The 12,298-nt window shown below is 35.7% G+C and carries 12 protein-coding genes; 11 read left to right on the forward strand and 1 reads right to left on the reverse strand.

All coding sequences use genetic code 11. The features are described 5' to 3' along the window. Positions 1-165: 165 nt before the first annotated feature. Positions 166-2,760 carry an ATP-dependent chaperone ClpB gene (clpB, locus tag C8J95_RS15420; protein ID WP_107809634.1) on the reverse strand — a complete coding sequence of 865 codons (2,595 nt, stop codon included), beginning with the start codon at positions 2,758-2,760 and terminating at the stop codon, positions 166-168. Between the two features lie 309 nt (positions 2,761-3,069). Here clpB and C8J95_RS15425 point away from each other — a divergent pair, with 309 nt between their 5' ends. From C8J95_RS15425 to paaC, 11 genes are all read left to right on the forward strand, one after another. Continuing rightward, positions 3,070-4,209 (forward strand): ATP-binding cassette domain-containing protein, encoded by a 1,140-nt coding sequence (locus C8J95_RS15425; protein ID WP_255412837.1) that lies wholly within the window; start codon positions 3,070-3,072, stop codon positions 4,207-4,209. A gap of 5 nt (positions 4,210-4,214) precedes the next feature. Further along, the gene (locus C8J95_RS15430; RefSeq protein ID WP_107809636.1) at positions 4,215-5,615 is read left to right on the forward strand and encodes a hypothetical protein; all 1,401 of its coding nucleotides are present in this window, start codon (positions 4,215-4,217) and stop codon (positions 5,613-5,615) included. Between the two features lie 33 nt (positions 5,616-5,648). Further along, positions 5,649-6,227, forward strand: coding sequence for a TetR/AcrR family transcriptional regulator (locus C8J95_RS15435; protein ID WP_107809637.1), 579 nt, complete (start codon positions 5,649-5,651; stop codon positions 6,225-6,227). Positions 6,228-6,298: 71 nt separating this feature from the next. Further along, positions 6,299-7,615 (forward strand): phenylacetate--CoA ligase family protein, encoded by a 1,317-nt coding sequence (locus C8J95_RS15440; protein WP_107809638.1) that lies wholly within the window; start codon positions 6,299-6,301, stop codon positions 7,613-7,615. A 49-nt stretch (positions 7,616-7,664) separates the two neighbouring features. Beyond that, positions 7,665-8,003, forward strand: coding sequence for an NIPSNAP family protein (locus tag C8J95_RS15445; RefSeq protein WP_107809639.1), 339 nt, complete (start codon positions 7,665-7,667; stop codon positions 8,001-8,003). A gap of 65 nt (positions 8,004-8,068) precedes the next feature. Further along, positions 8,069-9,154 (forward strand): 2Fe-2S iron-sulfur cluster-binding protein, encoded by a 1,086-nt coding sequence (locus tag C8J95_RS15450; RefSeq protein ID WP_107809640.1) that lies wholly within the window; start codon positions 8,069-8,071, stop codon positions 9,152-9,154. A 115-nt stretch (positions 9,155-9,269) separates the two neighbouring features. Then, positions 9,270-9,527 (forward strand): hypothetical protein, encoded by a 258-nt coding sequence (locus C8J95_RS15455; protein ID WP_034870702.1) that lies wholly within the window; start codon positions 9,270-9,272, stop codon positions 9,525-9,527. 250 nt (positions 9,528-9,777) lie between these two features. Then, a complete protein-coding gene (locus C8J95_RS15460; protein ID WP_370446833.1) occupies positions 9,778-10,062 on the forward strand; it encodes a GxxExxY protein in 285 nt (94 codons plus the stop codon). A gap of 87 nt (positions 10,063-10,149) precedes the next feature. After that, a complete protein-coding gene (paaA, locus tag C8J95_RS15465) occupies positions 10,150-11,085 on the forward strand; it encodes a 1,2-phenylacetyl-CoA epoxidase subunit PaaA (RefSeq protein WP_107809641.1) in 936 nt (311 codons plus the stop codon). A 109-nt stretch (positions 11,086-11,194) separates the two neighbouring features. After that, positions 11,195-11,476, forward strand: coding sequence for a 1,2-phenylacetyl-CoA epoxidase subunit PaaB (gene paaB / locus C8J95_RS15470; RefSeq protein WP_024565362.1), 282 nt, complete (start codon positions 11,195-11,197; stop codon positions 11,474-11,476). A 71-nt stretch (positions 11,477-11,547) separates the two neighbouring features. Continuing rightward, complete coding sequence (paaC, locus tag C8J95_RS15475) at positions 11,548-12,297, forward strand: 1,2-phenylacetyl-CoA epoxidase subunit PaaC (protein WP_107809642.1); 750 nt, start codon at positions 11,548-11,550, stop codon at positions 12,295-12,297. Position 12,298 lies beyond the last annotated feature (1 nt).

Consider the following 12,298-nt stretch of genomic DNA (forward strand, 5'->3'; position numbering starts at 1 on the left):
GGTTGTTATTTGATGAAATGCTAATATAGTAAAAATATGATATTTATCATGTTTATATATTGAAGATTTTTATTGTTAAGTGTTTAATAGATAAAAGATTACGCCGCAAGCAATGCCTGCGGCGTAATCCGATAAATAAAATATGATATATGAAAAAATGTTTTCTTACTGGTCTGTTGGTCTAAATACCAATCCGCTTTCTTCGAAGTAATCTAATGTAATTCTGTCTCCCTCATTAACATTTCCTGCGAGAATTTCTCTGGAAAGTTTATTCAATACTTCCTGTTGGATTACTCTTTTTAGAGGTCTTGCTCCGAATGCAGGGTCGTAACCTTTGTTCATCAGATAGTCAATCGCATCCTGAGTAGCTGTCATAATGATATTACGTTTCGCTAGCATCTCATTGAATCCTCTTAATTGATATTGTACAATTTTTCCGATCTCTTTTTTGCTTAAAGGCTGGAATAATACTACTTCATCAATCCTGTTCAAAAATTCAGGACGAAGACTTTGTTTTAGAAGATCAAAAACTTCATTTTTTGTTTTCTCAATTACCTCTTCGTGATTTTCATCAGTAAGGTTTTCAAAATTCTCTTGTATCAGATGAGATCCAAGATTGGAAGTCATAATGATAATTGAGTTTTTGAAATTTACCACACGTCCTTTGTTATCTGTTAAACGACCGTCATCTAATACCTGTAGTAATGTGTTGAAAACATCAGGGTGAGCTTTTTCAATTTCATCCAGAAGGACAACAGAATATGGTCTTCTTCTTACGGCTTCCGTTAATTGTCCGCCTTCATCATAGCCTACATATCCCGGAGGGGCACCTACTAATCTGGAAACACTATGACGTTCCTGATATTCACTCATATCGATTCTGGTCATATTGTTCTCATCATCAAAAAGGAATTCGGCCAGAGCTTTTGCCAGCTCTGTTTTACCAACACCGGTAGTTCCCAGGAATAAGAATGAACCAATAGGTTTCTTTTCATCACTAAGCCCGGCACGATTTCTTCTAATGGCGTCTGATACTGCCTGAATAGCCTCTTCCTGTCCAACAACTCTTTTATGAAGCTCATCTTCTAAATGAAGTAACTTTTCTCTTTCAGACTGGATCAGCTTAGTCACCGGTATACCTGTCCACTTAGCAATAACTTCCGAAATGTTTTCTGCAGTAACTTCCTCTTTTATAAGTTCGTTCTGGTGATTCTGCATTTCGAGTTCTACTTTGCTTAGCTCTTCTTCTTTTTCACGAAGTTTTCCATACTGGATTTCGGCTACTTTTGCATAATCACCAGTTCTGGAAGCTCTTTCAGCTTCTAATTTCAGTGACTCAATATCTTTTTTGATCTGAGTTAAATCCTCAGATTTTTGTTTTTCTTTTAGCCATTTAGCATTTATTGTATTACGCTCCTCATTTATTCTGGACAGATCTTCTTTCAGATGATCTATTTTTACCTGATTCCCTTCTCTGGAAATAGCAGCCAGTTCAATTTCCATCTGCATTATTTTCCGATCCAGAACATCTAACTCTTCCGGCTTGGAATTGATCTCCATTCTTAGTTTTGCAGAAGCTTCATCAATAAGGTCAATCGCCTTATCCGGTAGGAAACGGTCGGAGATATATCTTTGTGACATTTCTACTGCAGCAATAATAGCCTCATCTTTTATTCTCACTTTATGGTGAGCTTCATATTTATCTTTAATACCACGAAGGATAGAAATTGCAGATTCAGTATCTGGTTCTTCCACCATTACTTTCTGGAAACGGCGTTCCAAGGCTTTATCTTTTTCGAAGTATTTCTGATATTCATTTAATGTAGTTGCACCAATGGCTCTAAGTTCTCCTCTCGCCAATGCAGGCTTTAGGATATTAGCAGCATCCATTGCACCTTCTCCGCCTCCGGCACCTACAAGAGTGTGAATCTCGTCAATGAAAAGGATGATTTGTCCATCAGATTTTATAACCTCGTTTACAACGGATTTCAAACGCTCTTCAAATTCACCTTTGTATTTTGCTCCGGCGATCAAAGCTCCCATATCCAGTGAAAATAAAGTTTTGTCCATCAGGTTTTCCGGTACATCTCCGGAGATTATTCTGTGTGCTATACCTTCTGCAATTGCCGTTTTACCAACCCCCGGTTCACCAATCAGAATCGGGTTATTTTTGGTTCTTCTGGATAAGATCTGAAGAACTCTTCTTATTTCTTCATCACGCCCGATAACAGGATCTAATTTGCCTTCAGCGGCTAATTCGTTGAAATTCTTAGCATATTTATTCAATGACTGGTAAGTTTCCTCCGAACTTGCAGAAGTAGCTTTGCTGCCTTTTCTAAGTTCATTAATGGCGCCCTCCAGTAATTTTCGGGTAACACCCATGTCTTTCAGCATTTGAGAAACCGGAGAATTGGTTTCAATTAATGCTAGCCACAAATGTTCGATGGTTACGAACTCGTCGCCCATTTTCTTTGCAATATTAGGGGCATCTAGCAATACTTTATTTGCATTCTGAGAAAGATAAATATTTCCACCTTGTACTTTAGGAAGGCTTTCTATGCTTTCACGGTTTCTTTCCCTTACCAGAGCAGCGTCTGCTTCGGATTTCTTTAAAAGGAAAGGAGATATATTTTCATCTACCTGAAAAATACCTTCAAGTAAATGTTGAGGTTCAATACTCTGGTTGCCAAACTCCAAAGCTACTTGTTGTGCAGCCTGAATGGCTTCTTGTGATTTTACGGTATATTGATTTAAATTCATATTCGTTAATTGTTTTGTAATTTTTCTTTTGGGTTTGAAACTTGAGATTTGGCTCTTTCGAATCACTTTAGCTATTGCCAGAGTTTCGACTCGTAATTACACCAAATCTCAGATTTCGGTTTAATCATTTAATTCTGGTGTTTTATTCTCAAAATGTGTTCTATTTTGATTTATTTATAAAATTAGGACAAATTTTCCTGTTTTAAATTTTGGAAATGTTAATTTTGAGACAAATTTTCCGAATTAGCGAAGAAATTAATTTTATTATATGCCATAAAATTTGTTATTTACACCGCAGAAATAAAAATGATGAGAACACAAAACTTAGTTTTTGAAGAAATACGCGAATTAATTCTTTTTAAAGATCTGGATAGGGCAGTAAAAAGAATTATAGATATTACTCTGGATACCGAGAATCTTCAGTTTTATAAAGAAACAAATGATTTCTTGGACTGGCTGGATGCAAAGCCTTCTGAAGATGCTGTTATAGAAAAGCTAAATGCTTTGCTGCAGAAACTTAATGAAGAATTATCCGGAAAACCAATTGCAGAACCTCAGGCTGTAATTTCTGTAAAAGGACTTACTAAAAAATATGGAGCAGGATTTACACTTGGACCTATTGATCTGGAAGTGAAGTCCGGAGAAATTATAGGACTGGTAGGTGAGAATGGAAATGGTAAAACAACTTTACTACGAAGCTTATGTGGCGATCTGAAGCCTACTTCCGGAAGTATTAAATATAATTTTCCGTGTAAGGACGATTATGACCTGAGAACAAAACTCGTTTATATTCCGCAGAGAACAGATACCTGGAGAGGAAGTATGTATGAGAATCTTGTTTTTACGGCAGCTAATTATGGTTATAAACCTGAAGAAAACAAAGCTGTAGTAGACCTTGTTATTACCAGATTAGGACTTCGCCCTTTCCGTAAGCATTCATGGAACAGCCTTTCTTCTGGTTATAAAATGAGATTTGAATTAGCAAGAATGTTGTTGAGAAAGCCTAAAATCCTACTAATAGATGAACCTTTGGCCAATCTCGATATTCTTGCACAGCAAACTATTCTGGATGATTTCCGAAATATTGCAGGTTCGCCCTATCGTCCTATTGCAATAGTACTGAGTTCCCAGCAATTGTATGAAGTTGAAAAGACCTCGCAGCAGGTTGTTTTCCTTAAAAATGGATCTCAAAGAAATCTGAAGTCTCAGGAGGCGGAAGAAGTACAGTTCATTGTTGAATTTGAGACTGACGATACATTGAGTAATCTGAAAGAAAAATTATCTTCTATCTCTTTGGTATCTCTCGAACAAAACGGAGGAACCTTTGTAGCGCATTTTCCGATGCATACTACGGTTCAAGTTTTTCTGGAAACAGTTCTTAAAGAAAATATCCAGTTGGTATACTTCCGTAATATTACCCATTCAACCCGTCGTTTCTTCATTAAATAAAAGCCATGCTAGATAAAATACAAACAAAACTATTGTTAAAATATCCACTATTGTGGAACACGAAATTGATTCCGATGCTTATATTGGGCGTTGTAATCAATGCTATTTATTTCTTAATAGGTTATATGACCGGAGCCGTAAATTTTACGGAAATCTATCAGTATAGTGATGATGTAACATTTTTTACTTTTTCTGTAATTATTTCCATTCTGGCACTTATAGTATGGCTGGTATTCTACTTTAGAAATAATAGTTTTAAGGCTTTTTATCCAAAGAGTAATAATGCCTTATTCTATGAATGGATCCATACTTTCATTATTGTCTTACTGCTTTCTTCTTTTTATTTCTTTTTCCAATGGGGAAAAGTAAGCCATCAGAGGTCTTATTATAGCTATCAGGATATTGTAACAAAAGGAAATCTGATTACTCAGATGGATTATTTTATTGATGCTCCGTTTGCTGAAGGAGAATTGGATTCATTACAAATGGGGTTGCAAAAAGATGGTACCCGTATTAAAGAAAATGGTTACTTCTATAAAGATTCAGTTACAATTCTGGGGAAGAAATACCACAAAAATGCATTAATCAACAGAGAAGTCCAGGATAGGTATTACGATAAATTTACATCCATAAATCCGGAACCAAATGATGCCATTATGAAAAAGCTACTGGCAGACAGAAATGAAGTGGAGATCAAAAAGAAGTTTCAGAATTATTTTGCATTAGTAAAATCGGTGAAGCTAAAAACCAATCTTACGCCGGAACGCTTACTTGCTCTCAATTATCATCCGGAAAGTGGTTATATGGATTATCAGCTCATCAATCCCATGTATCCGCGAGATATGGAGTCTGCTGTAAGAAATGCCACCGGTGAGAAAAGCTATTCCAATTTTTATGTTGAGCAGGCTTTACTGAAAAGTAACTTTGCAACTTTAAAAGAGGCACACAGCAGACCTATTATAGAAACTGAGTTTGCTATTTTCATATTCTATTTTTCACTGGTGTTATCATTTATGATTTTTGCTTTTAGGACTACATCAGGCAGGAGTTGGCTTATTGCATTGGTAGCACTGGGTATATTGAATATTGTTTTCGGACTGTTTAATGCTATTACCGGAGGGGAAACATATATGGTTATGATGCTGCTTACTTTTGGTGTTATTGTAGTTTATCTCTGCTCGGTATTTGTTAATAGTAAAGTAAAGGCACATTCGGGAATATTTGTTTGTATGTTTTTGTTTACTTTCATGTGGTTTGTTCCTGTTTTTTGTTTTTTAGCAGATCAGAAAGATTGGTTCTATATAAATAAGACAGAAATGTTTGGTTATAACTTTATATTGGTTGTTATTTCCTTTTTCTTCCTTTCAAAATACATAAAAAGGTGGAGAGCATTGCCCGAACAATAGTTAGTTAGTATTTTTGCAAAAAAAAACTAATCAATGCAGCTGAAAAAAAAGCAAATTGAAATATTAGAAGTAGCCATAGAACTTTTCAAAGAAAAAGGTTATGTTGGCGCATCTATGCGTGATCTGGCTGCCAGTCTGAATATAAAGGCAGCCTCACTTTACGCACATATTCGTTCAAAAGATGAATTGCTGGAATGGATATGCTTTAGTATTGCAGGAAGATTTTTCGAAGGACTAAATGAAGTAAAGAATGCAAAACTTCCGGCTAAAGAACGCTTGAATCTATTTATCGAAAAGCACATTTCCATTGTCTTGGAAAATCCGGATGTTACCCACATTTATTCTAACGAGTGGAAGCATTTGGAGGAAAGGCTTTCTGAATTTGTAGAACTCCGAAAGCAATACCAAAGAGAAGTGGAAAAACTTATATCGGAAATTTATCAGGAAGAAAACTGGGAGCTAAAATCTCCGACATTTACTACTAAATTTATTCTTCATACACTGAATAATTCTTATTTCTGGTTCAAAAGAAATATAGAATCTACATCCGAAATTACCGATGAAATCAGGGATAAAATACTTTATGGTCTTCTGGGGAATTTAAAAACATGATGGAAGTCATAAAAAATTTGCCAGAATAAAAATTCTTTTTATTTTTACAACTAACGAATGTTAGTTAGATTATGTATTTTTCAGTTGAACATTTAGAATTAGATCAGTTGCGGAAACTTCAGTCAGAAAGGCTGAAGAATTTGGTTGCTTATCTGGATGAGAGATCGGAGTTTTATAAACGAAAATTTAATGAATCCGGCTTGGCTCCTCAGGATATAAAGTCGATTGAAGATATTTCAAAACTTCCAATAACTTACAAACAGGATTTAAGAGATAGTTATCCATTCGGATTATTTACTGTTCCCAAAAGTGAACTGCAGAGAATTCATTGTTCAAGTGGAACAACAGGTAAACCAACTGTTGTAGGTTACACAAAAGAAGATGTAAATCTCTTTAGTGAAGTAGTTTCCAGATCTCTGAATGCTGCGGGCGCACAGCGAGGAATGCTGTTGCATAATGCCTACGGTTACGGAATTTTTACTGGAGGTTTAGGCTTGCATTATGGTGCTGAAAAACTGGGGATGAGTGTCCTTCCTATTTCAGGCGGGATGACGGTAAGGCAGGTGGATCTGATTATGGATTTTAAACCCGAAGTTATTTGCTGTTCGCCATCTTATGCCCTTACAATTGCAGATGAGTTGGCTAACAGAGGAGTTCCGGCAGAAGATATAAGCTTGAAGTATGCTGTACTAGGTTCCGAGCCCTGGACAGAAATTATCAGAGGACATATTGAAAAAAGATTGGGTCTCCACGCAACTAATATTTATGGGTTAAGCGAAATTATAGGTCCCGGAGTTTCTATGGAAGACTGGGAGGAAAAAGGTGGATCTTATATCTGGGAAGATCATTTTTACCCGGAAATATTGGATCCTGTAACGAAGCTGCCTGTTCCGTATGGTGAAGAAGGAGTTTTGGTCATTACGACTCTCACCAAAAAGGCAATGCCGCTTTTACGCTACTGGACCAATGATATTACAAGTCTTTATTACGATACCAATGCAAAAAGGACAATGGTGAAGATGAAACCTATAGTCGGAAGAGCCGATGATATGCTGATTGTAAGAGGTGTGAATGTATATCCTAGTCAGATTGAGGATGCATTTTCCGGCATCAAAGGAGTGGTCCCCAATTATTATCTTAAACCCATTGAAAAAGAACATATGTGTGTAGCCCTTGAAGTAGATGTAGAAATAAATGATGAACTGATCAAGGCACAGCAATTTGAAATAAACAGTAACGACTATACCAACTTTATCCACAATTTTGCTGAAAGTGTGGAAGGAGAAATAAAAAGAAGAGTAGGGATTACCACAAAAGTAAAAATCCATGCTCAGGATTCTCTTCCAAAATGCGAAGGCGGAAAAATTAATAGGATTCTGAAGAAATAAAAAATGCAGGATAGTCGGTAGACAATTCTGCAAATATTGATTGACTATTATGAAAAATAAAATTATAGAAATTTTACAGTATACTTTAAAGAAAGGTACAGGAGAAGAATTTCATCAGATTATGAAGGAGATTAGTGTCCCTTTGCACAGTCATAATGGGATTGATGTAGTATCTTATGGAAATTCTCTTCATGATTCAGACTGTTATTATCTGATTCGTTCTTTTGATGATGAGAAATCAATGGCGACTGCTTTAGGGAATTTTTATTCCAGTAGTGATTGGAAAGAAGGACCAAGGGAAGATATTATCAGCAGGATTGGGGAGAGCATGAAGTCGGTATTGACAGTCTCACAGGGTGCAATTGAGAAACTAAGAAAAGGGATCTAAAAAATAGACATATCTACTGTTTCAATAAAAATAGCTCAATTTGAAAAAAGAATACTAAAAAAAGAATGAACTCATTTTATAAATTAAAAACCGTAAAGGTTCAGAAAGATACGCAGGATGCTGTGAATGTAGCGGTTGAAATTCCGGAGGAACTGAAAGATAAATTCCGGTTCAGGCAGGGGCAATATATCAACTTCAGAATGATGATTGATGGGAATGAAGAGCGTCGTTCTTATTCCATTTGTAATGCTCCGAGTGAGAAAAGCAATGTATTGGAGGTGTTGGTGAAATTACTGGAAGGAGGTAAAGTTTCCGGCTATTTCAATGAGCATCTTCATATGGACGAAATGTTGGAAGTGATGCCACCTATGGGAGGGTTTAATACAACTTACCATCCCAGCAATACCAAAACATATATTGGGCTAGCTGCCGGTAGTGGAATTAGTCCGGTATTATCCAATTTGAAAGAAAGCCTTTACCAGGAACCAAATAGTAATGCTTATCTGTTTTATAGCAATAGAAGTATGGCCCATGTGATGAAAAAAGCAGAATTGGATAAGCTGGAAAAAGATTTTGGCGGAAGACTGAAAGTAATTTATCTCGTAAGTCGGGAGAAACACGAGGATCCGGTTTTTGAAGGAAGAATTTCAGCCGAAAAGCTGGAACAACTTTTTGAAAGATATGCGGATATCGATGTTCAGGAGGCTACTTATTTTATTTGTGGTCCTGCGGATATGATTAAGAGTATTTCCGATTATTTGAAAAAAGAAAAGAAGGTTCCTGCAATTCAGGTCTTATATGAATACTTCACTGCACCGGATGACGAAAATGCTGAAGAAATGAGTGAGGAGTTCAAAGCTATTGCTAATCTGGAGAGTATGGTAACGGTAATTATTGATGATGATGAATATTCTTTCCATCTTAATTCGAAAAAAGAAAGCATTTTGGATAAGGCATTGAAAGAACAGCTGCCTGTGCCATTTGCCTGTAAAGGAGGTGTATGCTGTACTTGCAAAGCACAGGTGTTGGAAGGCGAAGTTTTCATGGAAAAGAACTTTGCACTCACAGAAGATGAGGTAGAAAGAGGATTTGTACTGACATGCCAGTGCCATCCCACTACCAATGTATTGATGCTGAATTATGATGTTTAAATTTATATTGATTATAAATAGTGAGCTATAGCGGTTAAAAACTGTTAATTGTACTTGAAAATCAGTGGTTTATTGTTAAATTGGTAAAGAAGTATAACCGCTAAATTTAAAAGTCATGACTAACTGGAAATTCGCAAAAGCATTAGATGAAAATGAAGAATATAAGATTAATGGACTGAACATCTGGAGCTTTTACTGGAACTGTGTTAATAAAAAAGTAGAAGTAAAAGGGCCTTATGAAGGACATGTTTACTATTTTAAAGAATATGTGATTGAAGATAAAGGTAAGAAAGTAAATTTTGTGGCCGGAGAATTTTCCAACTCTAAGGTAGGAATCTATCTGAAAGATGATTTAAGTGATGGTCATTTATAATTAATTGCCAAAATAATATAGATTAGTGCTATTGTGTTAAAAATAAGAAATGGAAAAGAATGAACTTATAAACACAAAGACACAAATTATATTTTAAATAAATATGCTTTTTAAGACACAAGAAAATCAAAAATTTTCAAAATTTAAAATATATGACAGAGAATGAGTTGTCAAAAATTGTATTTGATTTAGGCCTGAAAATCCATAAAAATTAGGAGCAGCTTTATTCGAAAGTGTCTACGAAGAATGTATGTATTATGAACTTAAAAATTTTGGGTTAGAAGTTGAAAATCAAAAGTATCTGCCAATTGTTTATGAAACTCTCACGATAGAAAATGCTTTCCGAGTAGATTTAATAATTGAGAATAAATTGATTCTGGAGATAAAAACTGTAGATTTTATAAATGATATCCATAAAGCTCAGGTTTTAACCTATTTAAAAATGACAGGATTAAAATTAGGATTACTACTTAATTTTAGGACAGATATTTTCAAAGATGGTATTAAGAGAGTTATAAACGGGAAGATATCTTAATATAAATATTGTGAAGCAATTAGTGCCTTAAAAACAGTAGTTAAGGATAAAAAAATAATTAGTGCCATTGTGTTAAAAATATAAATAATGGATTTAGAAAAATTTGTACAATACGTACATGAAGAAAATAAAGTAGAACCAAAAGATATAATGCCTGATGATTACAGGAAGTTATTGGTTCGTCAGATTTCTCAGCATGCACATTCCGAGATTGTAGGAATGCTTCCGGAAGCCAACTGGATCTCCCGGGCACCATCGTTGAGAAGAAAAATGGCATTATTGGCAAAAGTCCAGGATGAAGCCGGACACGGATTATACCTTTATGCAGCTACGGAAACATTGGGGAACGGAACTATAAGATCCGACAGGGATGCTACTTATGATGATATGTTGTCAGGAAAAGCGAAGTATTCAAGTATATTTAATTACCCAACACTAAGTTGGGCAGATATAGGTGCGATAGGCTGGCTTGTAGACGGAGCAGCGATTATGAATCAGGTAATGCTGATGGGTAATTCTTATGGACCATATTCCAGAGCAATGGTAAGAATCTGCAAAGAAGAATCTTTCCACCAAAGACAAGGTTATGAAATCCTAATGGCACTTTGTCGTGGAACAAAGCAGCAGAAAGAGATGGCTCAGGCAGCACTAAATCGCTTCTGGTGGCCTGCATTAATGATGTTTGGTCCAAATGATGAACATTCTCCAAATTCTAAATTATCAATGAATTACAGAGTAAAGCGTGAGAGCAATGACAGCCTTCGTCAAAGATTTATTGATGTTACGGTTCCACAGGCCGAATTTTTAGGACTGACCATTCCGGATAAAGATTTAAAATGGAATGAAGAAAAAGGTCATTACGACTTTGGAGAGCTTCCATGGGACGAATTTATGGAAGTACTAAAGGGTAACGGACCTTGTAATAAAAAGAGATTACAGACTAAAGTAAAAGCCCAACAGGAAAACCTTTGGGTAAAAGAAGCAGCTGCAGCTTTTGCAGATCGCAATGTAACAGTAAAATAACGTGTCAATGTAACAATAAAATAGTGTAACAATGTACCAATGCAAGAATGCGTATTAATAAATAATTGGTAAACTGTTACATTGATCCATTGCTAAATTAAATAAAGATATGAGTCAATTAGATATGTGGGAAGTTTTTATTCAGACAAAACCGGGCTTATCCCACAAGCATGCCGGAACAGTACAGGCACCCACAGCGGAAATGGCATTACAAAACGCCAGAGATGTTTATACAAGAAGAAAAGAGGGAACCTGTGTATGGGTAGTACCGAGTAAATATATAGTAAGCTCCGAAGGAGTGGATCAGGAAGCTTTCTTTGATCCTGCGGATGATAAGCTATACCGTCATCCGACTTTCTATGAAATTCCTAACGATGTAAAAAATATGTAAATTATAGAAGTGAGAAGTTAGATTATAGAATTTAGTCTGATTTCTAACCTCTAGTTTCTAAATTCTATACAATGAATCCATTATATAACTATTTATTAAAACTTGCAGACGATAGCTTTATTATGGGGCAAAGGCTTGCAGAATGGTGTGGTGAAGGGCCTTATCTGGAAGAAGATATTGCGCTGACAAATATTGCACTGGACGAACTGGGACAGGCCAATAATTTTTACCAATATGCATCTCGACTAAATGATGATGGAAAAAGTGAAGATGATATAGCTTTCTTAAGATATGAACATGAATATGTAAATGCGCATTGGACGGAGCTACCTAACGAGGATTATGCGCAAACCATTCTTAAAGTATATGTTTTTTCTGTCTATCAGAAATTGATGTATGAGGCTTTATCCACATCAGTAGATGAAGAACTGTCTGCAATTGCACAGAAATCTCTGAAAGAGGTAAGATACCATTATACCCATACTTCTTCATGGATGAAGATTTTTGCTCAAGGAACAGAAGAAAGTCGTGAGCGTCTGACAAATGCTATTGAGAATATCTGGGAATATACCAAAGGTTTGTTTGCACATGTAGAAGGAGAAGAAGATTTAATAGCTTTAAATATTGCTCCAAATACAGATGAACTTTACCAACAATTTATAAGTATTACTCAGAAAGATTTTCAGGATTTTGGATTAGAGTATCCGGAAAATCCTTTTATGCAGCTTAAATCCAGAACCGGATATCATACAGAATACTTTGGCTTTATACTTTGTGAATTACAATATTTGCAAAGAGCCTATCCCGGTTGTACATGGTAGG

It is taken from the genome of Elizabethkingia sp. YR214 (assembly GCF_003058195.1).
GTDB lineage: Bacteria > Bacteroidota > Bacteroidia > Flavobacteriales > Weeksellaceae > Elizabethkingia.

Coding starts and splice junctions, on each gene's coding strand:
- C8J95_RS15455 (WP_034870702.1), top strand. CDS start 9,270: ATGACTAACTGGAAATTCGCAAAAGCATTAGATGAAAATGAAGAATAT.
- C8J95_RS15445 (WP_107809639.1), top strand. CDS start 7,665: ATGAAAAATAAAATTATAGAAATTTTACAGTATACTTTAAAGAAAGGT.
- paaB (WP_024565362.1), top strand. CDS start 11,195: ATGAGTCAATTAGATATGTGGGAAGTTTTTATTCAGACAAAACCGGGC.
- C8J95_RS15425 (WP_255412837.1), top strand. CDS start 3,070: ATGAGAACACAAAACTTAGTTTTTGAAGAAATACGCGAATTAATTCTT.
- paaC (WP_107809642.1), top strand. CDS start 11,548: ATGAATCCATTATATAACTATTTATTAAAACTTGCAGACGATAGCTTT.
- C8J95_RS15450 (WP_107809640.1), top strand. CDS start 8,069: ATGAACTCATTTTATAAATTAAAAACCGTAAAGGTTCAGAAAGATACG.
- C8J95_RS15430 (WP_107809636.1), top strand. CDS start 4,215: ATGCTAGATAAAATACAAACAAAACTATTGTTAAAATATCCACTATTG.
- C8J95_RS15435 (WP_107809637.1), top strand. CDS start 5,649: ATGCAGCTGAAAAAAAAGCAAATTGAAATATTAGAAGTAGCCATAGAA.
- paaA (WP_107809641.1), top strand. CDS start 10,150: ATGGATTTAGAAAAATTTGTACAATACGTACATGAAGAAAATAAAGTA.
- C8J95_RS15460 (WP_370446833.1), top strand. CDS start 9,778: ATGTATTATGAACTTAAAAATTTTGGGTTAGAAGTTGAAAATCAAAAG.
- clpB (WP_107809634.1), bottom strand. CDS start 2,760: ATGAATTTAAATCAATATACCGTAAAATCACAAGAAGCCATTCAGGCT.
- C8J95_RS15440 (WP_107809638.1), top strand. CDS start 6,299: ATGTATTTTTCAGTTGAACATTTAGAATTAGATCAGTTGCGGAAACTT.